The organism is Neoroseomonas alkaliterrae (assembly GCF_014199195.1).
Taxonomy (GTDB): Bacteria; Pseudomonadota; Alphaproteobacteria; order Acetobacterales; family Acetobacteraceae; genus Neoroseomonas; species Neoroseomonas alkaliterrae.
Genome location: NZ_JACIJE010000005.1, coordinates 179,035 through 202,274 on the forward strand (window position 1 = coordinate 179,035; position 23,240 = coordinate 202,274).

Genomic DNA, 23,240 nt, shown 5'->3' on the forward strand with positions numbered 1-23,240 from the left:
CCGGAGAGGGGTGGTGCCCCTCTCCGGCACGCGGTCAGCGCGGCCGCGGCCCGGTCCGGCGCGGGGCCGGCGTGCGCGCCGCCTTCGCCGTCTCGGGCCTCGTCGCGGAGGCCGCCGCCTTCGCCGCCTGCGCGCGCAGCTCGGCGATGGTCGCGCGGTTGGTCACCTGCTCGGGGTTGGTCCGCACCTCGACCACCGCAGGCTTGCCGGACGCGAGCGCGCGCTTGACGGCGGGCACCAGCTCCTCGGTGCGCTCGACGATCTCGCCATGCCCGCCGAAGGCCTCGATGAACTTGGCGAAATCGGGGTTGGTCAGCGCGGTGCCCGAGACGCGGTGCGGGTAGGTCCGCTCCTGGTACATGCGGATGGTGCCGTACATCTGGTTGTTGAAGACCAGGATCACGGGGTTGACCGAGTGGTGGAAGGCGGTCGCGATCTCCTGCCCCGTCATCAGGAAGCCGCCATCGCCGACGAAGCCGATCACCGCGCGCTCGGGATGGGTGATCTTCGCGCCGATTGCCGCCGGCACGGCGTAGCCCATCGCGCCGTTGGTCGGCCCGAGGAAATCCTGCTTCTCGCCGAAATGCATGAAGCGGTTCGGCCAGGTCGCGAAATTGCCGGCGTCCGTGGTGAAGATCGTGTCCTCGGGCAGTTCCTTCTCGAGCGCCTGCAGCGCGGTGGCGAGATTGAGCGGCCCCTCGTAGTCCGGCGGCACGGCCTGCGCCACGCGCAGCGCGCGGAGTTCCTTCGTCCAGGCGCTCCAGGCCGGCTTCTTCACCGCGCCGGCGGCCTTGGCGGCGGCGGCGAAGGCATTGACCTCCGAGACGATGCCGAGGGCGGGGCGATAGACGCGCCCGATCTCGGCCTGATCCGGATAGACATGCACGATCGGCGTCGCGCCGGCCATGTCGAACAGCGTGTAGCCCTGGCTCACCGGCTCGCCGATGCGGGTGCCGATGGCGAGCACGAGGTCGCTCTCCTTCGCCTTGGCCACGAGGCCCGCATCCGCGCCGACGCCGAGATCGCCCACGTAGTTGGGCGAGGTGCCGTCGAACAGCCCCATGCGGCGGAAGGCGACCGAGACCGGCAGGTCATTCGCCAGCAGCCAGTCGCGGATATCGGCCTTGCCCTGCGCCGTCCAGCGCGAGCCGCCGAGGATGGCGAGCGGCCGCTTCGCCCGCGCCAGCATGTCCATCAGCCGCGGCAGCGCGTCCGGGGCGGGGTGCGGCGGCAGGACCTCGGCCGGGCCGATGTCGGGCACGGTAGAGAGCCGCTTCTGCATCTCCTCGCTGATCGCCACCACCACCGGGCCGGGCCGGCCGGAGGTCGCGACATCGAAGGCATGCGCCATCAGTTCCGGGATGCGCTTCTCGTCGTCGATCTGCGTGACCCACTTCGCGATCGGGCCGAACATCCGGCGGTAGTCCACCTCCTGGAAGCTCTCGCGGTCGGTCTCCTCGACCGGGATCTGCCCGACCAGCAGCACCAGCGGCGTCGAATCCTGGAAGGCGACATGCACGCCGATCGCGGCGTGGCAGGCCCCCGGCCCGCGCGTGACGATCGCGACCCCGGGCTTGCCGGTCAGCTTGCCGTGCGCCTCGGCCATGTGGACCGCGCCGGCCTCGAAGCGGCAGGTCACGAGCTGCAACCGGTTGCGCACCGAATAGAGCCCGTCGAGCAGGTCGAGATAGGATTCGCCCGGCACGCAGAAGGCGTGCGTCACTCCCTGCGCCACCAGCGCATCCGCCAGCAGCTTGCCCCCCGTGCGCCCAGGCGTGGCGCGCCGTGCCTCAGTCATCCGGCCATCCTTCCCGTGTTCGAAATCGCGGCGGGGCGGAGGCTAGCCGCTCCCGCCCGCGCCGTCACTCCGCCGGCTGCGTCCCGTGGCCCGGCCGGCGGCTCGACTCGAGATCCGCGAGGCGCGCCGCGATCGCCCCGATCGGCCTGGTGTAGGGCGCGAGCAGCAGATACAGCGCCGGCACCGCATAGAGCGTGACGAAGGTCGAGACCGAGATGCCCCAGGCGATCACGGTGCCGAGCGCCATGCGGCTCTCCGCCCCCGCGCCCGTCGCCATGGCCAGCGGCAGCGCGCCGAGCACCGTCGCGATCGAGGTCATCAGGATCGGCCGCAGCCGCACCACCGAGGCCTCCAGCACCGCATCGCGCACGGACAGCCCGCGGTCCCGCAACTGGTTCGCGAACTCGACCACCAGGATGCCGTTCTTGGCCATCAGGCCGATCAGCAGGATCATGCCGATCTGGCTGAACACGTTCAGCGACTGCCCCGTCCACCACAGCCCGAACAGCCCGCCCGTCACCGCGAGCGGCGTGGAGAGCAGGATGATGAGGGGGTGGACGAAGCTCTCGAACTGCGCGGCCAGCACCAGGAAGACCACCAGCAGCGCCATCGCGAAGGTCACGTAGAGCGCGCCGGAGGATTCGCGGAACTCGAGCGACTGCCCGCGATAGGCGATGCGCGCATCGGAGGGCAGGACCTCCCGCGCCACGCCGTCGAGGAAGTCGAGCGCATCGCCCAGCGAATAGCCCGGCGCGAGGGAGGCGGTGATGGTGATGGCCCGCACCCGGTCCTCGCGCGCGAGCGTCTGCGCCCGCGCGCGCTCGCTCAGCGTCACCACGTTCGCAAGCGGCACCAGCCCGCCCGATCCGGTGCGGACGAAGACGTTCTGCAGGTCGTAGGGCGAAAGCCGCGCCTCCTCCGGCGCCTGGAGCAACACCTTGTATTCCTGCCCGCCCACGACGTAGGAGGTGACCTCGCGCGAGCCGAGCATCGTCTCGATGGTCCGCCCGACCGCGGCGATGGAGATGCCGAGATCCGCCGCCTTGCGCCGGTCGATCTGCACGCGGACCTCGGGCTTCGTCTCCTTGAAGTTGTGGTCGAGGTTGAGCAGCCGCGGGTTCTGGCGCGCGCGCTCGAGGAAGCGGTCGCGCCACTGCACGAGCGTGTCGTAGTCCGGCCCGCCGATCACGAACTGCACCGGCGGCTGGAAGCCGCGCTGGCCGAGCGAGGCCGGGTTCAGCGCGAAGGCGCGCACGCCCGGCACGGCCGCGACCTGCGGGAAGATCTCCGCGGCGATCTCCTGCTGCTTGCGCTCGCGCTCCGCCCAGGGGGCGAGGCGCACGAAGACGTTCGCGACATTGCCGATGGCCGGCCGCTGGAAGCCGCCGACGGTGGCGAAGACGGCGCGCGCCTCCCCGCTGTCCACATAGCGCTGGAGCAGGCGCTCGATCTGCATCACATGCTCCATCGTGTAGGCGAAGGAGGCGCCCTCGGGCCCCGTCGTCGGGATGATGACCACGCCGCGGTCCTCGGTCGGCGCGAACTCCTTGGGCAGCACGCTGTAGAGCGCTACCGCCAGCGCCGAGAGCAGCCCCGCCGCGCCGAGCACCAGCAGCGGCGCGCGCAGGGCGCGGTCCAGCGTCCAGCGCAGCGCGTTGTTCATGCCGACGAAGACGGGCTCGCTTACCCGCACCAGCCAGGTCTCGCCCTCGTGCGGCTTCAGCAGCTTCGAGCACATCATCGGCGTCAGCGTCAGCGCGACGAGGCCCGAGAACACGACCGAGGCGGCGAGCGCGAGGCCGAACTCGACGAAGAGCCGCCCCGTATTGCCCCCCATGAAGGAGAGCGGGACGAACACCGCCACCAGCACGAGCGTCGTGGCGATGACCGCGAAGGCGATCTCCCGCGCCCCGAGCAGGGAGGCGAGCAGCGGCTCCTCCCCCTCCTCGATGCGGCGGTGGATGTTCTCGAGCACCACGATCGCATCATCCACCACGAGGCCGATCGCCAGCACGAGGCCGAGCAGGGTCAGCACGTTCACCGAGAATCCCAGCGCCGCCATCGCGATGAAGGAGGCGATGATGGAAACCGGTATCGCCATCGCCGGGATGATCGTCGCGCGCAGCGAGCGCAGGAACAGGAAGATCACGCCGATCACCGAGGCGAGCGCGATGAGAAGCGCGTGCTTCACCTCGTAGATGGACTGGCTGATGAAGAGGCTCTCGTCGTAGCCGACGATGACGTCGATGCCTTCGGGCAGGCTCGGCCGGATGCGCTCCATCTCGGCCTTCACGCCCTCGGCGACCGAGAGCGTGTTGGCCGTGGATTGGCGCAGGATGCCGAGGCCGATCGCCGGCCGCCCGTTGATCCGGTAGGCGCCGCGATTGTCCTCGGCGCCGATCTCGACGCGCGCCACCTCGCCCAGCAGCACCTGCGCCCCGCCCGCGCCGCGCGCGATGACGATCTCGCGGAACTGCTCGGGCTGGCTCATCCGCGTGTCGGTGCGCACCGTCAGCTCGCGCGCCGTGCTCTCGATGCGCCCGCCCGGCAGCTCGACATTCTCGCGCCGGATGGCGTCCTCGACGTCCTGCACCGTCAGCCCACGCGCGGCCAGCGCCTGGCGGTCGAGCCAGATGCGCATCGAGAAGCGCCGCTCGCCGGAGATGATGACCTGCGCCACGCCCTCGACGATGGCGAGCCGGTCCACGATCCGCCGCCGCGCGACGTCGGTCAGGTCGAGCGGCGAGAGCCGGTCCGAGGCCAGGGCGATCCAGAGGATGGGCCGGCTGTCGCCGTCCACCTTGGCGACCACCGGCGTGTCCGCCTGCTCGGGCAGGCGCGCCAGCGCGCGCGCCACGCGGTCGCGCACGTCGTTCGCCGCCGCGTCCACGTCGCGCGAGAGCAGGAACTCGAGCGTGATCTGGCTGCGCTCGTCCCGCGACTGGGAAGACATGAGCTTCACGCCCTCGATCCCCGCGACCGCGGCCTCCAGGATCTCGGTGATCTGGCTGTCCACCACCGGGGCCGAGGCGCCGCGATAGGTGGTCGTGATCTGGATGACCGGCGGGTCGATCTTCGGATACTCGCGGATCGGCATGCGCTGCAGCGCGAAGAGGCCAAGCACCGTCAGCATCAGGCTGATGACGGTGGCGAAGACCGGCCGCTTGATCGAGACGTCGGAGAGAACCATCGCCCTTGCCGCCCCTCAGCTCGTCGGCCGCGTCAGCGTCTCGACCACGCGCACCGGCAGGTCGTTGCGCAGCCTCTGGATGCCGCGCACCACCACCGGCTCGCCCGCGTTCAGCCCCTCGCGGATCTCGACCTCGCCGGGCAGGCGCAGGCCAAGACGCACCTCCTGCCGCCGCGCGCGCCCGTCGCGCACCACGTAGACGAAGGCGCGGTCACCCACCGGGTCTATCGCCTCCTCGGCAACCAGCAGCGCACGCTCGCGTTCCTCGAGCACCAGCTCCACCGTCAGGAACAGCCCGGGGCGCAGCGCCTCGTCCGCATTGTCGAACTCGCTGATCACCCGCACCGTGCGCGTTGCCGGGTCGATGCGCGTGTCGATCACGGTCACGCTGCCGCGGAAGCGCCGCTCGCCATAGGCCGTGCTGCGCGCGCTGACCGGGCTGCCGACACGGATGCGCGCGAGATGCACCTCGGGGACCGAGAACTCGACCCGAACCTTCGCCGTGTCGTCGAGCGTGGTGATCGCCGTCCCCGGCTGGATCAGCGCGCCGGGGCTGACCTGCCTCAGCCCCACGCGCCCGCCGAAGGGCGCGGTCACGCGCAGCTCCTCGAGCCGCGCTTCGGCCTGCCGCACCCGGCCTTCGGCCTGGCGCGCGAGCGCCTCCAGCGTCTCGAGGCGCTGCGCCGCGATGGTCTGCCCCGGCTGGAGCTGCCGCGCCCGCACGAGCTGGTTGCGCGCGTCATCGAGCAGCGCGCGCGCCTGGTCGAGCTCCGCCCGGAGCGCCGCGGCATCGAGCTGCACCAGGGTCTCCCCGGCCTCGACCCGCTGGCCCTCGGTGAAGCGGATCGTCTCGACGATGCCGGCGACCTTGGAGGTGATGGTCACCGCCTCGCGCGCCCGCACGGTGCCGACACTCTCGACCCGCTCGATCACGGGCGCGACGCGCACCGGCTGCACCACCACCCCGACCGGCCCACCCGGCCCGCCGCCGCGCGCGGCGCCTGGTGCGGCCGGCTGGCTCAGCCCGAGCAACTGCATGGGCGGCGTCACGCCCCATTGCTCGCCGTAGAAGTGCCATGCTGCCCCGGCACCGCCGAGCAGGGCGAGAATCGCCACCTGGGTGACCGCACGCATCGTCAGCTCGCCCCGTTACGGGAACTATCTGAGCGCAGCCCTCATATTCGGCAAGCCCGCACGGGGCCCCGCATCACTTTGTAACCGGCCTGAGGCAGCGGACCATCCGCCCCTCCCCCATCGCCCGCGCCTCGGGCACGCCGGCGAGGCAGTCCTCCTGCGCGAGCGCGCAGCGCGGGGCGAAGGCGCAGGTCACCGGCTCGGTCTCGAGGCTCGGCGGCGCGCCGGGGATGGTGGTCAGCCGCTTGCCGCGCATCCCGGCATGGACCGTCGCGCCCAGCAGGCCCTGGGCGTAGGGATGCATGGGCGCGGCCATGAAGGGCACCACCGGCGCCTCCTCGACCACGCGGCCCGCATACATCACCGCCACCCGATCCGCGATCTCGCCCGCCACCCCGAGGTCGTGGGTGACGAAGATGACCCCCATGCCGAGCCTCTCCTGCAACTCGCGCAGCAGCAGCAGCACCTGGATCTGCACGGTGGCGTCGAGCGCCGTGGTCGGCTCGTCGGCCAGCAGCAGCCGGGGCTTGCAGGCGAGCGCCACCGCAATCATCGCGCGCTGGCGAAGCCCGCCGGACAACTCATGCGGGTAGGCCGCGAGCCGCCGCTTTGCCGAAGGGATCTGCACCAGTTCCAGGAGTTCGAGCGCCCGCGCATCCGCCGCGGCGCGCGAGACGCCCTCGTGCCGCTGCACGGCTTCCGCGATCTGCCGGCCGATGGTGAAGACGGGATCGAGCGCGGTCATCGGCTCCTGGAAGATCATCGCCACGTCGCCGCCGCGGAAATCGGCGAGCGCCCGCTCGTCCATCGCCTGCACGTCGCGCCCGGCGACCATGATCTCCCCGCCCACGCGCGCCTGGCGCGGCAACAGCTTCATCAGCGCCCGCAGCGTCACCGACTTGCCCGAGCCGGACTCGCCGAGCAGGCACAGCACCTCCCCCTGCGCGAGGTCGAGGTCCACCCCGTTCACCGCATGCACCGTGGCGTCGCGGCTGACGAAGCGCACCGTCAGGTTGCGCGCGCGCACCAGCGGCGCCGAAGGCTCCATCCGCACCGCCGCGCTCATGCCGCGAGCCTCCCGGCGAGGCTGTGCCCGCTGCCCGGCAGCGCGGCGTGGCAGGATGCCTCGTGCCCGGCCGTGAGATGCGCCGCCGGCGGCTCGCGCTCGGCGCAGACCCCCTCGGCGATCGGGCAGCGGGTGCGGAAGCGGCAGCCCGAGGGCGGGTTGACCGGGTTGGGCGGGTCGCCCGTGAGCGGCGGCTCGGTGCGGCGCTGCGACGGGTCCATCGAGGGGCGGGAGGCGAGCAGCGCGCGGCTGTAGGGATGGGCGGGGCGCTCGTAGATCTCCTCGACCGGCCCGGTCTCGGCGACCTTGCCGAGATACATCACCAGCACGCGGTCCGAGATGTACTGCACCACGTTGAGGTCGTGGCTGATGAAGGCATAGGTCAGCCCGAACTTCTCCTTGAGGTCCACGAGCAGGTTCAGCACCTGCGCCTCGACCGACTTGTCCAGCGCCGAGACCGGCTCGTCGAGGATGACGAGCCGCGGCTGCAGCGCCAGCGCGCGGGCGATGTTGATGCGCTGGCGCTGCCCGCCCGAGAGTTCGTGCGGATAGCGCTGGGCGAACTGGCCGGGCGCGAGGCCCACCGCCGCCAGCAGCTCATGCGCCCGCTCCCGCGCCTCATGGGCCGGCACGCCATGGACCTTGGGCGCGAAGGCGATGGTCTCCTCGATGGTCAGGCGCGGGTTCAGCGAGGCGTAGGAATCCTGGAACACCATCTGCACCTGGCGGCGGTAGTCGCGCAGGGGCACGCCACCCGTCTCCTCGGGCCCGCCCACCGTCTCGCCGTCGAACACCATGGTCCCCGCATCGGGCTCGATCAGCCGCATCAGCAGCCGCGCCGTGGTGGACTTGCCGCAACCCGACTCGCCCACGATGCCGAGCGTCTCGCCCTTGCGGATGGCGAGGTCCACCCCGTCCACCGCGCGCACCACAGCGACCTGCCGGCCGAACAGCCCGCCACGGATGGGGAAGTGCTTCACGAGGCCCTTGACCTCGAGCAGCGGCTGGGCGGGTCCCCCGCGGTCGGGGGCCTGGCTGATGACTGTCATGTCCTCCACGCAAGCAACCCCCGTGCCGTGGCGCGGCGCCGCGCGCCCAAGGAGAGGATAGCATGGCTGCCCAGGAACTGGGCGCCAAGCCCAAGGCCGCGCCACCCGCCGCGGCGCGACGCCGGCGCCGCGATGATGTAGAAGACCCGCAGGCGGCACCCTGCCGCACCGCAGCAACGGACCCGGCGATGCGCGCTATCTTCGTGATGATCAAATGCGACATGGGCCAGGCCTATCGCGTCGCGCGCGACATGGCCGACACCATCGAGGAGCTGTCCGAGATGCATTCCATCTCCGGCCAGTACGACCTGCTCGGGAAGTTCTACCTCGAGCCCGACCGCGACATCGGCGAGTTCGTCGTCGAGAAGGTGCAGACCGTGCCGGGCGTGAAGGACACCTACACGCTGCAGACCTTCAACGCCTTCTCCGGCGGGCGGTCCTGACGCAGGGCGCGGCGCGCCCGCCGGCGCACCACGCGGGGATTGTGGCGAAAGGCGCCCCGCCCGCCATCGCGACGCCCCCGCCGCGCCGCGCCACGGCCATGGCCCGCGGGCATGCTTGCGGCCTCAGGAGGATGCCCGATGCGCCTGCTTCCCGCCTTCGCCCTTTCCGCCTCGCTCGCCCTCGGCGCCTGTCAGCACCCGGACGGGACCACCGACTGGGGCGGCACGCTCGCGCTCGGTGGCGGCATCGCGGCGCTGACCGGGGTCGCGCTGCTCGCCGCCAATGACGGCCGCGACGACCGCTACCACCGCCGCAACCATCGCCGCGGCGGCTACGACTCCCATTACGGGTATCGGGCGCCGCGCCCCGCCTATGGCTACGGGGCGCCCTACGCCCGCGCCCATTATCCGCGCGGCTGGTAGCCCGCCGTCACGGCGGCGGCGAAGGCGTCGGACTTGCGCCCCACGGTATCCGAGGGGCGGCGGCCGATCCTCCGCCCGCCCTGCATCATACCGGCGGGCGGGGCTGGTGGGGCGGCCGCGCGCGGAACCAGATCCTGATACCTTGCGGACAAAGGTCGATCCTTTGTCCGCAAGGTATCAGTCCCAGCCGACCGCGCCCGGCATCGCCTTGATCGGCGGCGCCGCGCGCAGCGCCGCGAGGTCGGGCACCGGCCGGCGCAGCACGGGGTCGTGCGCGAAGGCCTCCTCGATCGCCGCGGCCACACGCAGCACCAGCGCATCGCCGCCGCGCGGCCCCACGATCTGCAGCCCGAAGGGCATCCCCAGCCGGTCGAGCCCCATCGGCAGCGAGATCGCCGGATGCCCCGCCAGCGTCGGGTAGTAGGCGCAGGCAAGCCAGTGGAAATAGGTCCGCGTCGGCTTGCCGTCGATCTCGGCCGGGTAGAGTTCCTTCCACGGCCGCGGCGAGACGGTGATGGCCGGCGTGATCAGCACGTCGTGGCGGGCGAAGAAATGCTGCCAGGCGCGGTAGAGCCGCGTCTGCGCCGCCGCGGCCCGCGCCGCGTCCTCGAGCGTGTAGCGCAGCCCCTCCTCGACATTCGCGCGCACATTGGGCCCGACATCCTGCGGCCGCTCGCGCACCTTCTGCGCGTGGGCGGCGAGGAACAGCATCGCGCGCAGCACCTCGAAGGCCTCGTCGCCGCCGCGGCAATCGGGGTCGGCCTCCTCCGCCGCGCCGAACAGCCTCGCCACCGCCTGGGCGCGGCCGGCGAAGACCTCGCGGATATGCTTCTCGACCGGCGCCTGGCCGAAATCCACGCTCACCGCGAGCCGCAGCGAGGCAAGGTCCACCGGCTGCAGCGGGTGGTAGCGCCCGGGCACGCCGCGCACCGCCTCGCCATGCAGCGTGTAGGCGAGCGGGTCCGAGGCGTCGTCCGAGGCCATGGCGGCGAACATCAGCGCGGTGTCGGCGACGGTGCGCGCCATCGGGCCCAGCACCGGCAGGCCCGACCAGCCATGCCCGCGCTTCTCGGACGGCACCACGCCCGGCGAGGGCCGGAACCCCACGATCCCGTTGAAGGCCGCCGGATTGCGCAAGCTGCCGCCGGTATCCGAGCCCGAGCAGATCGGCGCCATGCCGCAGGCGAGCGCCACGCCCGACCCGCCCGATGAGCCGGCGGCGGATTTCGCCGGATCGAACGGGTTGCCCGTCACGCCATAGACGGCGTTGCGCGTGTTGGCCCCGGCGCCGAACTCCGGCGTGTTGGTCTTGCCGATCACCACCGCCCCCGCGCGGCGCAGGTTCGCGACCATCCCGCAATCGGCGTCGGGCACGAAATCGGCAAAGATCGGGCTGCCATAGGTGGTGCGCAGGCCCTTCGTCTCCTCGAGGTCCTTGATGCCCACCGGCAGCCCGTGCAGCAGGCCGAGCGGCTCGCCCTTCATCACCGCTGCCTCGGCGGCGCGGGCGGCGGCGCGCGCGGCCGGCTCGTCCATCGCCACCATGGCGTTGACGGCGTGGTTCACCTCGCCGATGCGCCGCAGGCAGGACTCGAGCAGTTCCACCGGCGAAAGCGCGCGGCGCCCGATCAGCCGCCGCGCCTCGAGCGCCGTCAGGTCGCAGGGTTCGCTCATGCGCCGAGTTCCTTTTCGTAGAGGGCGAGCATGCGCTGGTCGAAGCAGGCGAAGGTGACGTCGGGATCGCCCCGCGCGGCACCTTCCGCCCGGACCGTCGCGACCGCAATGCGGGCCGCCTCCTCCGGCGGGTAGCCGAAGATGCCGGTGGAGATGGCGGGAAAGGCGATGGAGCGCCCGCCCGCCTCGTGCAGCAGGCGCAGGCTCTCGCGGTAGCAGGAGGCGAGCAGCGCCGCCTCCCCCTGCGTCCCGCCGCGCCAGACCGGCCCGACCGCGTGGATCACATGCCGCGCCCGCAACCTGAAGCCCGGGGTGATGCGCGCCTCGCCGGTCGGGCAGGGCGCGAGCGGGGCGCAGGCCTCGGCCAGGCGCTCCGCCCCGGCGGCGCGGAAGATCGCCCCGCAGACGCCCCCGCCCATCGCCAGCGCGCCGTTCGCCGCATTGACGATGGCATCCACGTCGAGCGCCGTGATGTCGGCGCGGATGGCGCGCATCGGCATCGCTCCCTCCCCCGCCCCGGCGGCGGCTCAGTAGCCGAGCGCGCAGCCGTCCTTGCGCGGGTCCGAACCACCCACGAGGCAGCCCTTCGCGCGGTCGATCAGGATCGCCTGTCCGCCGCCATGCGGCTTGTCCACCAGTTCGCAGACATGGCCCATACGGTGCAGGCGGTCCACGACGGCGCCCGGGATCCCGCGCTCGATCTGCACCTTGCCCTCCTGCGGCATCAGGCGGGGGAAGTCGATCGCCTCCTGCACGTCGAGGCCGAACTCGAAGTGGTTGGTCAGGAACAGCGTCTGGCCCATCGGCTGGAAGCGCCCGCCCATCACGCCATAGGGCATGATCGCCTGCCCGTCCTTCATCACCATGCCGGGGATGATGGTGTGCAGCGGCCGCTTGTTCGGCGCGATGCAGTTCGGGTGGCCTTCCTGCAGGCGGAAGCCGAAGCCGCGGTTCTGCAGCATCACGCCCGACTTCTCGGCCAGGATCCCCGAGCCGAACCCCTCGAACAGCGAGTTGATGAAGGAACAGGCATTGCCGTCCCGGTCCACAACGCAGAGATAGACCGTGTCCCTGTGCTTCGCGAGGTCGCTCTCGCCCGGCGGCGGAAGCTCCGCCTCGCTGATGGCCGCATCGTCGCGGATCGCGGCGGCGAGGCGCTTCAGATAGTCAGGATCGAGCAGCCGGCCGACCGGCACCTCCACCTGGGAGGGGTCGGCGAGGAAGGCGTCGCGGTCGCGATAGGCGAAGCGCGCCGCCTCGATGTGGCGGTGATAGCGCAGCGCCGTGCCCGGCCCGCCCTCGGGCGTGGCGAGGTTGCCAAGAGTGCCGAGGATCTGCAGCACATGCATCCCGACCCCGTTCGGCGGGCACTGGAACACCTCCATGCCGCGCCAGGAGATCGAGATCGGCTCGACGAACTCCGCCACGTCGGCGCCGCGGGCGAAATCCTCCTCGGTGTGCAGGCCGCCCGCGGCGCGCAGCGTCGCCACGATGTCCGCCGCCACCTCGCCCTCGTAGAAGGCCTTCTTGCCGCGCGCGGCGATGGCGCGCAGCGTGCGCGCGAGCTCTGGCTGCACGAAGCGGCTGCCGAGCGCCGGCGCCTCCCCATCCACCAGGAAGCGCCGCGCCGAGGCCTCGTGCTTCGACAGCTTGCCCACCAGCCCCACCCAGTCGTGGTGCACGCGCGGGGAGATGGCGAAGCCCTCCTCGGCGTAGCGGATCGCGGGCTGGAGGATGGCATCGAGGCCGAGCCGCCCATGGGTGCGGTTCAGCAGCTCCCAGGCGCTGATCGCCCCGGGCACCGTGACCGAGTGGGCCGAGGTGTTCACCATCGCGCTCAGCCCCGCCGCGCGGAGCGCCTCGGGCGTGGCCGCGGCGGGCGCCCGGCCGGAGCCGTTCAGCGCGATCACCTTCGACGACCCGGCGGGGACATAGAGGCAGAAGCAGTCGCCGCCGATGCCCGTGGATTCCGGCTCGATCACGCATTGCACCGCGCAGGCCGCGATGGCGGCGTCGAGCGCATTGCCCCCGGCGCGGAGGATGTCGAGGGCGGCGAGCGTCGCCTGCGGCATCGAGGTCGCGGCCATGCCGTTGGTGCCATAGGCAGGGCTGCGGCCGGGGAGGTGGAAATCACGCATGGGATGGACGGACCTGTCTGTTGCTTGCCCCCTCCATGCAACGGGACCGCCGGCTTGGAAAGCCCGCGCGCCCGGCGCCGCGCGCAGGGCAGCCCCGGCCCCGGCAAGGCCCCTCTCGCGCCGCGCGCGGTTCGGCATTAGAGGGGATGGCGGCGCCGGGCCTCCGCCGCGCGCGCCCAGGGCACCCCATGGAACGCATCGCCAGCATCGAGGATTTCGACCGCCTGGACATCCGCGTCGGCACCGTCGCGGACGCCCAGCCCTTCCCCGAGGCCCGCAAGCCCTCGATCCGCCTCTGGGTGGATTTCGGCGGCACGATCGGGGTGAAGCGCTCCTCCGCGCAACTGACCGTCCATTATGCGCCGGACCGGCTGATCGGCCGCCAGGTGATCGCGGTGGTCAACTTCCCGCCCCGGCGCATCGCCGGGTTCGAGAGCGAGGTGCTGGTGCTCGGCGTGCCCGACGAGAACGGCGCGGTGGTGCTGCTCAAGCCGGACCTCAGGGTGCCGGACGGGGGGAAGATGTTCTGATGGCGCAGAAGTACTACACTGTCACCTGGGACCAGCTGCACCGCGACAGCAAGGCGCTCGCCTGGCGGCTGCTCGAACGCGGCCCCTATCGCGGCATCGTCGCCATCACCCGCGGCGGGCTGATCCCGGCCGCCATCATCGCGCGCGAACTCGATTGCCGGCTCATCGAGAGCGTCTCCATCCTCACCTACGACGAGCAGACCCGCGGCGAGCCGCGCGTCGCCAAGCCCCCCGCCGCGGCCGGCGACGGCGAGGGCTGGCTGATCCTCGACGACCTCGTGGACACCGGCACCACCGCGCGCGTCATCCGCGCGCTGCTGCCCAAGGCGCATTTCGCCACCGTCTATGCGAAGCCCGCCGGCAAGCCCACGGTGGACACCTTCATCACCGAGGTGAGCCAGGACACCTGGATCCTGTTCCCCTGGGACACCGAGCCGCAGTTCATCGCCCCGATCGCCAAGACCCAGGCGAAATAGCGGCTCAGACCGCCATCTCCTCGCGCGTGGCCAGCACCTTGTCCACGCGCCTTCCGTCCATGTCCACGATCTCGAAGCGCCAGCCGGCCCAGACGATGCGGTCGCCCTCCTTCGGCACGCGCTTGAGCAGCGCGAGCATCAGCCCCGCCACCGTGTGGTAGGTGCCCGCGCCCGGCAGGTCGGGCAGGTCGAGCCGCGCGCGCAGCTCGTCCGAGGGCATGGAGCCGTCGAGCAGCAGCGAACCATCCGCGCGCACCACCGCCGTGCCGTCCGGCATCGGCTCGGCCGGGCCGAGATCGCCGACGATGGCCTCGAGCAGGTCGGAGGCGGTCACCACCCCCTCGAAGGAGCCGTACTCGTCCATCACCAGCGCCATGCCGAGCCGGTCCCCGCGCAGCCGCTCCAGCGCATCGAGGGCGGAGAGCGTGTCGGGCAGCACCAGCGGCGCGCGCAGCACCGGCGCGATGGCGAGCGGCCCGCCGGAGAGCAGCTGGTCCAGCAGGTCCTTCGCCACCACCACGCCGACCACATTGTCCACGCGCCCGTCCGCGACGACGAAGCGCGTCACCTCGCTCTCGCGCAGGCGGCGGGCGATCTCCTCCGGCGGGTCGGAGCGGTCGAGCCAGGCGAGGTCGTTGCGCGGCGTCATCAGCGCCCGCACCGGCTTGTCCGCGAGGCGCAGGACGCGCTCGATCATGTGGCGCTCCTCATGCTCGAGCGCGCCGGCCTGCGCGCCCTCGGCGACGACCGCCTTCACCTCCTCCTCCGTCACGGACTGCTCGGGCGGCGGCGGCGGGCCGAGCAGGCCGAGCACGAGGGCCGAGGACTTGCCGAGCAGCCAGACCACCGGCGCCGTGATGCGCGCGAGCCCCGACAGGGGCCGCGCCACCAGCGCCGCCACCCGCTCCGGGTTGCGCAGCGCGATCTGCTTCGGGACCAGCTCGCCGAGGATGAGGCTGAGATAGGTGATCGCGACGACGACGAGGCCGAAGGCGATCTCGCGCCCGAAGGGCGCCACACCGGGGATGGCGTCGAACAGTTCGCCGAGCGTGCCCGCGAGCCGCGCGCCGCCGAAGGCGCCGGCGAAGATGCCGACGAGGGTGATGCCGACCTGCACCGTGGGCAGGAAGCGCTGCGGGTTCTCGGCAAGCGCGAGCGCCTCGGCGGCGCCGGCACTGCCGCGCCGCTGCATGGCCTGCAGGCGCGCGCGGCGGGAGGAGACGATCGCGAGTTCGCTCATCGCGAAGGCGCCGTTGAGCAGCACCAGCACGATGATGACGCCGACCTCGAAGAGGATGCTCATCTAGGGGGTATTGGCCTCCGCCGCTGCCTTCTAGCGTAACGGCCGCGGCGGCGGAAACCGGGCCGGGGGCGGGACGGTGGCGAGGGGGCCGTCGTCTCACGAAACGATCCGAGCGCGCAGCGACGCGGCAATGACCAGAACTCGCGCAAAAATTGCGATCTCGCTTGCGAATGATCGTCTATACTATTGAACTACCTCACTTCGAGTATCCCGCCATCACCACGCGGGGCCGGAGGTTCAACGAAATTTCGCGACATTCGACAAAAACCGAGACATTTTCCGCTCGCCTTCGTTCATGCGTCGCGTTAAGAAAGGATTAATCCGCGCACGCAGAGGCCCCATGAGCGACCTGTCCCGCCCGTCCTCCGAGCCAACGCCGCAAGGCATCGCCCTCTTCCCTCGGCGGCCCGAGGATCGGCTTCGCCTCGCCCTGCGCCGCCTCGACGAGGCCGTGGCCAGCCAGTCCCACGCCACCGCCGGCCTGCGCGCGGCCATCGGAGACCTCTCGCGCACCATGTCGCGCCTCGGCGACAGCGTGAGCGGCTACCGCCACGCCCTCGACATGACCGCCGCCGAGATCGAGCGCGCCCTCGCCTCCGCACGCCGCCTGCAGGCCACCGCCGACCGCATGGCGGTCTGACCGGCCGTCCCTGGCGCTCTTGCCGCCGCCCGCGCGGCGCCGGAGCATGGCGGCGGAAGGAAACGCCCGCGCCATGCATCCCCTGATCCCCCGCCTCCGCGCCGCACGCATCATCCCGGTGGTGCGCACCTCCACCGCCGCCCGCGCCGCCACCGCCGTCGCCTGGCTGCAGGAGGCCGGCTTCCGCGTCTTCGAGATCACCATGACGGTCCCCGAGGCCCCGGCCCTGATCCGCGCCCTCTCGGCGGACCCGGACCTGCTGGTCGGCGCCGGCACCGTCCCCGATGCCCGCACAGCCGAGGCCTGCATCGAGGCCGGCGCCCGCTTTCTCGTCGCCCCCTGGGTGGACCCCGCCCTCGCCCCGGTCGCGCAGGATGGCGGGGCATGCCTGATGCTCGGCGCCATGACGCCGAGCGAGATCCGCGCCGCGCTCGCCGCCGGCGCGGACATGGTGAAGATCTTCCCGGCGGGTTCGGCAGGCGGGCCGCAGCACATCCGCGCGCTGCGCGCGGTCTTCCCCGATGTCGCCTTCTGCCCGACCGGCGGGGTGGATGCGCGCAACGCGCCCGACTACCTCGCCGCCGGCGCCGCCTGCGTCGGCATGGGCGGCCGCCTGGTGGACGAGGCGCTGATCGCCGCCGGCGACCGCGCCGCCGTCCGGCGCGCGGCGGAGGACGCGCTCGGCATCATGCGGGCCTGAGATGCCGGACCTGCTCTGCATGGGCGAGCCGATGCTGGAGTTCAACCAGCAGCCCGCCGGCCCGGACGGGCGCCGCCTCTATCTCGAAGGCCATGGCGGGGACACCTCCAACGCCGCCATCGCCGCCGCGCGCCAGGGCGCCTCCGTCGGCTATGTCGGCGCCATCGGCGCCGACGGGCCGGGCGAGTCCTTCCTCGCCCTCTGGGCGCGCGAGGGCGTGGACGCCTCCACCGTCCTCCGCAACCCCGCCGCGCCCACCGGCATCTACCTCGTCACGCATGATGCGCGCGGGCACCACTTCACCTTCTACCGCAGCGGCAGCGCCGCCGCCCGCTACCGCCCCGAGGACGTGCCGGAGGCCGCCATCCGCGCCGCGCGCATCCTGCACCTCTCGGGCATCAGCCAGGCGATCTCGGAGACCGCCTGCGACGCCGCCTTCCGCGCCATCGCCATCGCGCGCGAGGCCGGGGTCCGCATCTCCTACGACACCAACCTGCGCCTGCGCCTCTGGCCCGCCGCCCGCGCCGCGGCGGTGATCCATGCGGCGATCGCCATGGCCGACATCGCCCTCCCCTCGCTCGAGGATGCCACCGCGCTGACCGGCCTCACGGAGCCCGACGCGGTGGCGGATTTCTATCTCCGGCTCTGCCCGCTCGTGGTGCTGAAATGCGGTGCCGCGGGCTGCCTCGTCGCGACGCGCGAGGCCCGCGCGCGCATCCCCGGCCATCGCGTCGCCACGGTGGACGCGACCGGGGCGGGCGATGCCTTCGCCGGCGCCTTCCTCGCCCGCACCCTCGCCGGCGACGCGCCGGAGGAGGCCGCGCGCTACGCCAATGCCGCGGCCGCGCTCGCGACCACCGGCTACGGCGCGGTCGCGCCCATCCCGCGCGCGGAGGCGGTGCGAGGGTTGCTCGGGGCGTGACTGCCGCGCGGGGGTCCGGGCCCGGACTCAGGCGCGCCCAGCGGCGAGGCAGGCCCTGAGCGCGGCGAACACCGCCTCCACCCGCGCGCCGCCCGCCGCGACCGCGCCCTTCCAGCTCAGCTTGTGGAGCGGGATCTCGTGGAGCAGCCGGGCGAGCCGCGCCTGCTCCGCCTCCCCCAGCCCCGCCTTGTCGCCGGCCTCCAGCATCCGGAGCACCGCGCCGCCGGCCTGGGCCGGGGGCAGCTTCGGCATCGTCTCCCATTCGTCGCGCGTCTCGGGCAGGAGCTGACGCGCGATGTCGAACACGTAGTGCAGCGCGAAATAGGCATGCGGTGCCTGTCGTCGCCGCGACAGTTCCGCGAGGTAGAGATCAAACAGCGCCGACCACGCGGCGAGGAGCGGAGAGCCCCCGTCCCCCTGGATGAACCAGCTTGCGAGCCCGCGATCGCCACCGGGCCGGAAGGCGAAGACGAAAAAGCGCGAATCCGCCGTGCAGAACGGCAGCCAAGTCTCGAGCGGCCGGCTGCAGAAGACCGTCGCATCCGCCCAGACCCCGCCCCGCCGCGCGAGCAGCCGCAGTCGCAGCGCATCGGCCCGGATGCGTGGGGGGAATCGCGCCGGCTCCCAAGCGACCCCTGCGAGGAGATCCGCAAGCCCCGCCTCGTCCGTCGGCACGACATCGTATCGGCGGTTCCATGCGAGCCACGAATCGCGGCACAGCAGAGCGACCGGCGGCGCCGCCGCCCACCCCTGCGCCCAATGCAGCCATACCCGGCGCGGCACCGGCCCCGGTCGTTCGGCCCGGCGCTCCAAGGCGGCGCGGACGGCCTCGGCCACCGCGGCGCCATGCCGCTCCAGCAGCGCATCCATGAAGGGGTAGAAGCCCGGCGCCGACCCGGCCACGCGAGGGTTCGGCCGGTAGAAGTCCAGCCCGCCCGTCATCCGGGAAACCGCTCATAGGGCCCCATGCGGTCATAGACCGGCGCGAGGCCCTCCCGCAGCCGCCGTTCCACCGCCGCGGGCAGTTCCATCTCGGGCCCGACGAAGACCGGCTCCGCCGCATGGGCCTCGAGCCGCGGATGCCACGGGATGCCGAGGAAAGCGGCGAGATCGTGCCAGAAGCGCGAGGGCTCCCGCGCCACATCCTCGATGCGCCGGACCATCACCCGCTCCGCCCCGAACACCGCCCGCCATGCCGCGAGGATGCGCGGGTAATCGGCGCGCGCCAGCACGTCGGGCAGCGCGGCGGCGGCGAGGAAGTCGAAATCCGCCCGCCCGTGCGCGAGCATGCGCAGATGCGACCAGCAGCGCGCCAGCGGCTCGCGCAGCAGCAGGATCACCTTCATCCGCGGATTGAGCCGATGCACATGCGCGATGCCCTCGGGCGGCAGCAGGCTGTATTCCGGCGTCGCCTCCCCGCAGATCCGCCCCGGCCCGGCATGGGCGAAGATGCGCCCGTACCAGGCATCGGAGAGCGGCTCGGCGGCCACCGCCGCGATGGCGTGGATCAGGCCGATATCGAGCGCCCCCTCCCCCGCGCGGCGCAGCACGCCGCGGATGGCGCGCTCGGCATGGCGGCGCCGGTGCGCATCCGTCCAGCCGCGATGGCCGGGGATGTAGAGGTGATTGAAGTATTGCAGCTCCTTGATCCAGGGCATCCAGACGCCCGGATGGCGGCGCAGGTTGGCGTCGAGCCAGCTCGTGCCCGCCTTCTGCGCGCCGATGCACAGGAAGTCGGGGTAGCGGGGCGGCGTGGCGGCGTCGGGCATGGCCCGCCCCGTGTGGCACGCGCCGCGGCGGCGCGGAAGCATGCCGCGGCTTCCGCGCCCCGGGGGCGAAACCTATAGTCGGCGCAAGGCCACCCACGGCGCCGGAGCAGGGTTTGATGGACGCCACACCGGATACGCCCCAGGCCGCGCCGGTGCCGGAACCCGGCGCGGCGGCGGGGCTGAGCGGCGAACTCGCCGCGCTCCGCGCGCGCGTCGAGGCGCTCGAACGCGCCCTGCAACTGCGCGAGGCCGCCGCCGCGGCAGGCCTTGCCGAGCCGCCGCCCGCCCCCGCGCCGCCCGCCGCCTCGCTGCCCATCGCCTTCGCCATCGCCGCCGACGAGCTGCTGCCCGCCGCCGACGGCTTCTACCGCCTCGAATGGGGCCCCGAGGGCGCCTTTCGCTGGACCGGCCCGGCCCCCGAGGTGCGCTTCGAGGCCTGGATCGACCGCTCCGCGCCGCTCGTCACCACGCTGCGCCTGTTCCATTTCGGCGTCCCGGCCAATGCCAAGGACCTCGTGCTGGAGGTGGACGGCGAGCCCCACCCGCTGACGCGGCGCGGCAGCGAGAAGGTGCTGGTCTCGCCCCCGATCCCGCCGCGCCCGGCGGAGGGCCCGACGCCGATCGTCCTGCGCGTGCCGCATGTCCATTCGCCCTCGGCGCGGGGCCTGCCGGACAAGCGCATGCTCGGCGTCGCCTTCCAGTCGCTGCGCCTCGACCGCGCCTGAGCCATGGCGAGCGCCCCGCCGCCGCGCATCACCGCCGCGATCTGCACGCATGAACGCTACGACCTGCTGCCCGGCGCGATCCGCAGCCTGCTCGCCCAGGATCTGCCGACCGACGCCTTCGAGGTGGTGGTGGTGGACAATTCCCGCGACGGCCTGCGCTCGGCGCGGGAGGCGGCGGCCTTCGCGGATGCGCCGAACCTCGCCTGGTTCCACGAGCCGCGGCCCGGCCTCTCGCGCGCGCGCAACCTCGCCGCCGAGCGCGCCCGCGCGCCGCTCATCGCCTATCTCGACGACGATGCGCGCGCCGCCCCGGGCTGGCTCGCCGCGCTGCTCGCCGCCTTCGAGGCCTTCGGCGATGCGGTGGGCGTGCTCGGCGGCCCGGTCCGCCCGGTCTGGCTCGCCCCCCGCCCCGACTGGCTGCCCGACGAGATGCTCGGCGACCTCACCGTGGTGGATCTCGGCCCCGAGCGGCGCCTGCTCACCGAGCGCGAATGGGTCGCCGGCGCCAACATCGCCTTCCGCATCGCCGCGCTGCGCGAGGCCGGCGGGTTCGACACCTCCCTCGGCCGCACCGGCGGCGGGGCGAGCCTGCTCTCCTCGGAGGAGACGGCGGTGACCGCGCGCATCCGCGCCCTCGGCGGCGCGGCCGCCTATGCGCCGGATGCGGTGGTGGAGCACCTGATCGATCCGGCGCGGCTCACGCAGCGCTGGTTCCGCCGGCGCGCCGCCTGGCAGGCCGTCTCGGACTACCTGCGCGAGCCCGAGGCGCGCATGGCCAGGGGCGACGATTCGTGGCTCGCGGTGAAGTCCTACCTCCTCGCGCAGAACCCGGCCGACCGCACGCTGCGCGGCCTCGCGCTCGCCAAGGACGACCCCGCCGCCTTCCGCTGGCAGGTCTCGGCCGTCTACAACGCCGTCACGGCGCTGCTCGCCGGCCTCGATGAGCACGACGACCTCTGAACCGCCGCGCGGCGCCTGGGCGGGAGTGCGGGTGCTGGTCCTCTCGCCGGTGCCGACGGCGCCGGTCACCCTGGGCAACCGCGCGCGCATCCTGGAAGTGAACCGCGCGCTGCGGCGCGAGGGCGCGCGCACCGCGCTGCTGCACTACCCCTCGGACGAGGCCTGGCGCACGCGCCTGCCGCGCGCCGCGCAGGCCGAGATGGCGCGGCAATGGGACGAGGTGTTCCTCTGCCCCGTCACCCGCCCGCTGCACGCCCGCCCCGCCTCCGGCCCCGACCACGCCATCGACGAATGGTGGGACCCGGCGATCGGGCAGATGCTCGACTGGCTGTTCAGGGTCGGGCGCTACGACGCGCTGATCGTCAACTACACCTGGCTGTCGAAGGCGCTCGAGCACGCGCCGCCGGACGTGCTGCGCATCCTCGACACGCATGACCGCTTCGCCGGGCGGCGGGCGCTGCTCGCCGCGCACGGCATCGCCCCCGAATACTTTCACACCACCGAGGCCGAGGAGGCGATCGCCCTCGGCCGCGCCGACATCGTCTGGGCGATCAAGGAGCAGGAGGCCGAGGCCTTCCGCCGCCTCACGCCGCGCCCCGTCGCGACGCTGCCGCATGTCGAGGCCTTCGCACCCGAGACCCCGCGCCGCGCGCCGGACGGCGTGCTGCGCCTCGGCATCCTCGGCGGGCGCAACAGCATCAACGCGACCAACATCCGCGCCTTCATCCGCGAGGCCGACGCCTATCTTCGCCGCACCCTGCTGCCGGTCGAGGTGGTGCTCGCCGGCTCGGTCTGCGGCCTGCTCGAACGCCTGCGCCTGCCCTGGCTCCGCATGATGGGCGAGGTCGAGCAGGTGGACACTTTCTACGAGGCGGTGGACGTGGTGCTCGCCCCGCTCGCCTTCTCGACCGGGCTCAAGATCAAGGTGGGCGAGGCGCTCTCGCGCGGCCTGCCGGTCATCAGCCATGCCCATGCCTTCGAGGGCTACGAGCCCAGCCACCCCTTCCATGCCTGCGCCGACTTCGCCGCCATGCTGCGCGCCGCGCATCGCCTGGTGCGCGAACCGGACGGCATCGCGGCGCTCGCCGAGGCCTCCAGGCGCAGCGCGGCGGTGGCGCGCGCTGCGGTGGCGCGCACGCTCGCCGAGGCGGGCCGGCGCGCCGCGCGGCTGCCGCCCTCGGTCGTTATCGCGATGCGCTTCGACCAGGCGCGCCCCGGCCTCCTCGCCTTCGACCATGCGCTGGACGCCGCGCGCTATGCCGGGCTGCGCGCGCCCGTGCTGCTGCATCTCTCGGGCACGCCGGAGGCGGCCGACCCGGCGGCCTTGCGCCTGCTCGCCGCCGCCGCGCGCATCGCCGTGGAGCCCGCCGCCGGCCCGCTGCCGCCCGCGGTGGCCGAGGCGCTCGACGCCGAGACGCTGCGGCGCGAGAGCCTGCCCGCGCTGCTCGCCGAACCCCATCTCGCCGCCTGGTTCGTCGCCCTGCCGGATGCGCCGCCCGCGGCGCCGGTCGCCACCCGCCTCGGCATCGCCCATGCCGGGCTGGCGCATATCGCCGCCGCCGAGGCCCTCGCGCCCCTGGCCCGCGCCTTCCCCCGCTTCCTGCTCCTGGAGAGCGGGCCCGGCCCGGAAACCGCTGCCCTGCTGCGCGCGAGCGGGGCCGAGCGCGCGACCGCCCCGCTGCTCTGGCGCGGCGAGGAAAGCCGCCTGCTGGCAGCCCTGCGCGGCGGCCGGCCCGGGCCGGTGGCGATCCTCGCCGCCGATGCGGGGGCGCCCGGCCTGCTGCCCATCCTCGCCTTCGCCACCGGCACGCTCGGCCGGTCGGTGATCCTTTTCGCCCCGGGCGGGCAGCCCCCTTCGGGACCGGCATCGGGGCCGCTCGCGATCCGCCCGGGCAGCGTCAGCCTCGCCCCGGCCGCCGCCTTCCTCGACCCCGCGACCTGGCGCGGCCGGCGGCCGGCCTTCGTGGTCGAGCACGGCCGCCCACCGGGCGCCGGGCCGGTGCGCGAATTGGCGCTGCGCGCCGGCATCGCGCATCTGCGCACCGCCGATCCCGGCGCGCCGGAGGTTCTTGCCATCCCGCCCGGACCCTCGGCCCGCGCGCGGGGCCTCGCCTCCGCGGCGCTCGCCATGGCGGCTTATGACCGCGCCGCCGAGACGCCGCCGGATGGCGCCGCAGCGGAGGAGTTCGCCCGCGATGCCGGCTGGGCGCGGATCTGGGCCGAACTCGGCCGGCTCATCGGCTGAAGGGGCGGGCGGAGGCGGCCTTGCTCCCGGCCCGTGCGGTCCGGGCCATCGCCTT

General features: G+C 73.1%; 21 protein-coding genes. 10 read left to right on the plus strand and 11 right to left on the minus strand.

From position 1 onward, the window contains the following. Positions 1-34: 34 nt before the first annotated feature. From FHS88_RS10575 to FHS88_RS10595, 5 genes are all read right to left on the minus strand, one after another. Positions 35-1,798, minus strand: coding sequence for a thiamine pyrophosphate-dependent enzyme (locus FHS88_RS10575; protein ID WP_184484346.1), 1,764 nt, complete (start codon positions 1,796-1,798; stop codon positions 35-37). 64 nt (positions 1,799-1,862) lie between these two features. Continuing rightward, positions 1,863-4,988, minus strand: a complete 3,126-nt coding sequence (locus tag FHS88_RS10580) for an efflux RND transporter permease subunit (protein WP_184484348.1) — start codon at positions 4,986-4,988, stop codon at positions 1,863-1,865. A 15-nt stretch (positions 4,989-5,003) separates the two neighbouring features. Continuing rightward, the gene (locus FHS88_RS10585) at positions 5,004-6,122 is read right to left on the minus strand and encodes an efflux RND transporter periplasmic adaptor subunit (RefSeq protein ID WP_184484350.1); all 1,119 of its coding nucleotides are present in this window, start codon (positions 6,120-6,122) and stop codon (positions 5,004-5,006) included. A 73-nt stretch (positions 6,123-6,195) separates the two neighbouring features. Continuing rightward, positions 6,196-7,188 carry an ABC transporter ATP-binding protein gene (locus FHS88_RS10590; protein WP_246419795.1) on the minus strand — a complete coding sequence of 331 codons (993 nt, stop codon included), beginning with the start codon at positions 7,186-7,188 and terminating at the stop codon, positions 6,196-6,198. After that, positions 7,185-8,237 carry an ABC transporter ATP-binding protein gene (locus FHS88_RS10595; RefSeq protein WP_184484352.1) on the minus strand — a complete coding sequence of 351 codons (1,053 nt, stop codon included), beginning with the start codon at positions 8,235-8,237 and terminating at the stop codon, positions 7,185-7,187. The genes FHS88_RS10590 and FHS88_RS10595 overlap by 4 nt, the downstream gene beginning before the upstream one ends. 188 nt (positions 8,238-8,425) lie before the next feature. Between FHS88_RS10595 and FHS88_RS10600 the strand changes: the two genes are divergently transcribed. Together FHS88_RS10600 and FHS88_RS10605 are read left to right on the plus strand one after the other, a co-directional pair. Next, entirely contained in the window at positions 8,426-8,680 is a 255-nt protein-coding gene (locus FHS88_RS10600) for an Lrp/AsnC ligand binding domain-containing protein (RefSeq protein ID WP_184484354.1), read from the plus strand. A gap of 138 nt (positions 8,681-8,818) precedes the next feature. Beyond that, positions 8,819-9,103, plus strand: coding sequence for a hypothetical protein (locus FHS88_RS10605; protein ID WP_184484356.1), 285 nt, complete (start codon positions 8,819-8,821; stop codon positions 9,101-9,103). A gap of 177 nt (positions 9,104-9,280) precedes the next feature. Here the strand turns inward: FHS88_RS10605 and FHS88_RS10610 are convergent, their stop codons facing one another. From FHS88_RS10610 to ggt, 3 genes are read right to left on the minus strand one after another with little or no spacing between them, the layout of a single operon-like run. Next, positions 9,281-10,777: an amidase gene (locus FHS88_RS10610; protein ID WP_184484358.1), complete on the minus strand. Its 1,497-nt coding sequence runs from the start codon at positions 10,775-10,777 to the stop codon at positions 9,281-9,283. After that, positions 10,774-11,277: an O-acetyl-ADP-ribose deacetylase gene (locus FHS88_RS10615; protein WP_184484360.1), complete on the minus strand. Its 504-nt coding sequence runs from the start codon at positions 11,275-11,277 to the stop codon at positions 10,774-10,776. The genes FHS88_RS10610 and FHS88_RS10615 overlap by 4 nt, the downstream gene beginning before the upstream one ends. A gap of 27 nt (positions 11,278-11,304) precedes the next feature. Beyond that, complete coding sequence (gene ggt, locus FHS88_RS10620) at positions 11,305-12,915, minus strand: gamma-glutamyltransferase (RefSeq protein ID WP_184484362.1); 1,611 nt, start codon at positions 12,913-12,915, stop codon at positions 11,305-11,307. 188 nt (positions 12,916-13,103) lie between these two features. Between ggt and FHS88_RS10625 the strand changes: the two genes are divergently transcribed. Beyond that, complete coding sequence (locus FHS88_RS10625) at positions 13,104-13,445, plus strand: tRNA-binding protein (protein ID WP_184484364.1); 342 nt, start codon at positions 13,104-13,106, stop codon at positions 13,443-13,445. After that, positions 13,445-13,921 carry a xanthine phosphoribosyltransferase gene (gene gpt, locus FHS88_RS10630; protein WP_184484366.1) on the plus strand — a complete coding sequence of 159 codons (477 nt, stop codon included), beginning with the start codon at positions 13,445-13,447 and terminating at the stop codon, positions 13,919-13,921. Before FHS88_RS10625 ends, gpt begins: the two co-directional genes overlap by 1 nt. 4 nt (positions 13,922-13,925) lie before the next feature. On the opposite strand, the gene FHS88_RS10635 is transcribed toward gpt, so the two are convergent. Then, positions 13,926-15,224, minus strand: coding sequence for a hemolysin family protein (locus tag FHS88_RS10635; protein WP_184484368.1), 1,299 nt, complete (start codon positions 15,222-15,224; stop codon positions 13,926-13,928). Positions 15,225-15,564: 340 nt separating this feature from the next. On the opposite strand from FHS88_RS10635, the gene FHS88_RS10640 reads away from it, so the two are divergent. The 3 genes from FHS88_RS10640 (at position 15,565) to FHS88_RS10650 (ending at position 17,486) form a co-directional block, all read left to right on the plus strand. Then, positions 15,565-15,864 carry a hypothetical protein gene (locus tag FHS88_RS10640; protein ID WP_184484370.1) on the plus strand — a complete coding sequence of 100 codons (300 nt, stop codon included), beginning with the start codon at positions 15,565-15,567 and terminating at the stop codon, positions 15,862-15,864. A 73-nt stretch (positions 15,865-15,937) separates the two neighbouring features. Next, positions 15,938-16,564 carry a bifunctional 4-hydroxy-2-oxoglutarate aldolase/2-dehydro-3-deoxy-phosphogluconate aldolase gene (locus FHS88_RS10645; RefSeq protein WP_184484372.1) on the plus strand — a complete coding sequence of 209 codons (627 nt, stop codon included), beginning with the start codon at positions 15,938-15,940 and terminating at the stop codon, positions 16,562-16,564. Position 16,565: 1 nt separating this feature from the next. Continuing rightward, entirely contained in the window at positions 16,566-17,486 is a 921-nt protein-coding gene (locus FHS88_RS10650; RefSeq protein ID WP_184484374.1) for a sugar kinase, read from the plus strand. Positions 17,487-17,513: 27 nt separating this feature from the next. On the opposite strand, the gene FHS88_RS10655 is transcribed toward FHS88_RS10650, so the two are convergent. Both FHS88_RS10655 and FHS88_RS10660 read right to left on the minus strand, forming a co-directional pair. After that, positions 17,514-18,428 carry a capsular polysaccharide synthesis protein gene (locus tag FHS88_RS10655; protein ID WP_184484376.1) on the minus strand — a complete coding sequence of 305 codons (915 nt, stop codon included), beginning with the start codon at positions 18,426-18,428 and terminating at the stop codon, positions 17,514-17,516. Then, positions 18,425-19,255 carry a sulfotransferase gene (locus tag FHS88_RS10660; protein ID WP_184484378.1) on the minus strand — a complete coding sequence of 277 codons (831 nt, stop codon included), beginning with the start codon at positions 19,253-19,255 and terminating at the stop codon, positions 18,425-18,427. The genes FHS88_RS10655 and FHS88_RS10660 overlap by 4 nt, the downstream gene beginning before the upstream one ends. 116 nt (positions 19,256-19,371) lie before the next feature. On the opposite strand from FHS88_RS10660, the gene FHS88_RS10665 reads away from it, so the two are divergent. Genes FHS88_RS10665 through FHS88_RS10675 form a run of 3 tightly spaced genes read left to right on the plus strand, consistent with a single transcriptional unit; the run spans position 19,372 to position 23,185 of the window. Then, a complete protein-coding gene (locus tag FHS88_RS10665) occupies positions 19,372-19,980 on the plus strand; it encodes a hypothetical protein (RefSeq protein WP_184484380.1) in 609 nt (202 codons plus the stop codon). 3 nt (positions 19,981-19,983) lie between these two features. After that, the gene (locus tag FHS88_RS10670; protein ID WP_184484382.1) at positions 19,984-20,940 is read left to right on the plus strand and encodes a glycosyltransferase family 2 protein; all 957 of its coding nucleotides are present in this window, start codon (positions 19,984-19,986) and stop codon (positions 20,938-20,940) included. Next, positions 20,921-23,185, plus strand: coding sequence for a glycosyltransferase (locus FHS88_RS10675; RefSeq protein WP_184484384.1), 2,265 nt, complete (start codon positions 20,921-20,923; stop codon positions 23,183-23,185). The genes FHS88_RS10670 and FHS88_RS10675 overlap by 20 nt, the downstream gene beginning before the upstream one ends. The last annotated feature ends 55 nt before the right edge of the window (positions 23,186-23,240 follow it).

Bases quoted from the DNA above. Each gene is read 5' to 3' on its own strand.
- FHS88_RS10575 (WP_184484346.1), bottom strand. From the start codon at position 1,798: ATGACTGAGGCACGGCGCGCCACGCCTGGGCGCACGGGGGGCAAGCTG.
- FHS88_RS10580 (WP_184484348.1), bottom strand. From the start codon at position 4,988: ATGGTTCTCTCCGACGTCTCGATCAAGCGGCCGGTCTTCGCCACCGTC.
- FHS88_RS10670 (WP_184484382.1), top strand. From the start codon at position 19,984: ATGGCGAGCGCCCCGCCGCCGCGCATCACCGCCGCGATCTGCACGCAT.
- FHS88_RS10585 (WP_184484350.1), bottom strand. From the start codon at position 6,122: ATGCGTGCGGTCACCCAGGTGGCGATTCTCGCCCTGCTCGGCGGTGCC.
- FHS88_RS10600 (WP_184484354.1), top strand. From the start codon at position 8,426: ATGCGCGCTATCTTCGTGATGATCAAATGCGACATGGGCCAGGCCTAT.
- FHS88_RS10625 (WP_184484364.1), top strand. From the start codon at position 13,104: ATGGAACGCATCGCCAGCATCGAGGATTTCGACCGCCTGGACATCCGC.
- FHS88_RS10640 (WP_184484370.1), top strand. From the start codon at position 15,565: ATGAGCGACCTGTCCCGCCCGTCCTCCGAGCCAACGCCGCAAGGCATC.
- FHS88_RS10605 (WP_184484356.1), top strand. From the start codon at position 8,819: ATGCGCCTGCTTCCCGCCTTCGCCCTTTCCGCCTCGCTCGCCCTCGGC.
- FHS88_RS10650 (WP_184484374.1), top strand. From the start codon at position 16,566: ATGCCGGACCTGCTCTGCATGGGCGAGCCGATGCTGGAGTTCAACCAG.
- FHS88_RS10635 (WP_184484368.1), bottom strand. From the start codon at position 15,224: ATGAGCATCCTCTTCGAGGTCGGCGTCATCATCGTGCTGGTGCTGCTC.
- FHS88_RS10615 (WP_184484360.1), bottom strand. From the start codon at position 11,277: ATGCCGATGCGCGCCATCCGCGCCGACATCACGGCGCTCGACGTGGAT.
- FHS88_RS10645 (WP_184484372.1), top strand. From the start codon at position 15,938: ATGCATCCCCTGATCCCCCGCCTCCGCGCCGCACGCATCATCCCGGTG.
- FHS88_RS10610 (WP_184484358.1), bottom strand. From the start codon at position 10,777: ATGAGCGAACCCTGCGACCTGACGGCGCTCGAGGCGCGGCGGCTGATC.
- gpt (WP_184484366.1), top strand. From the start codon at position 13,445: ATGGCGCAGAAGTACTACACTGTCACCTGGGACCAGCTGCACCGCGAC.
- FHS88_RS10590 (WP_246419795.1), bottom strand. From the start codon at position 7,188: ATGAGCGCGGCGGTGCGGATGGAGCCTTCGGCGCCGCTGGTGCGCGCG.
- FHS88_RS10655 (WP_184484376.1), bottom strand. From the start codon at position 18,428: ATGACGGGCGGGCTGGACTTCTACCGGCCGAACCCTCGCGTGGCCGGG.
- FHS88_RS10675 (WP_184484384.1), top strand. From the start codon at position 20,921: ATGAGCACGACGACCTCTGAACCGCCGCGCGGCGCCTGGGCGGGAGTG.
- FHS88_RS10665 (WP_184484380.1), top strand. From the start codon at position 19,372: ATGGACGCCACACCGGATACGCCCCAGGCCGCGCCGGTGCCGGAACCC.
- ggt (WP_184484362.1), bottom strand. From the start codon at position 12,915: ATGCGTGATTTCCACCTCCCCGGCCGCAGCCCTGCCTATGGCACCAAC.
- FHS88_RS10595 (WP_184484352.1), bottom strand. From the start codon at position 8,237: ATGACAGTCATCAGCCAGGCCCCCGACCGCGGGGGACCCGCCCAGCCG.
- FHS88_RS10660 (WP_184484378.1), bottom strand. From the start codon at position 19,255: ATGCCCGACGCCGCCACGCCGCCCCGCTACCCCGACTTCCTGTGCATC.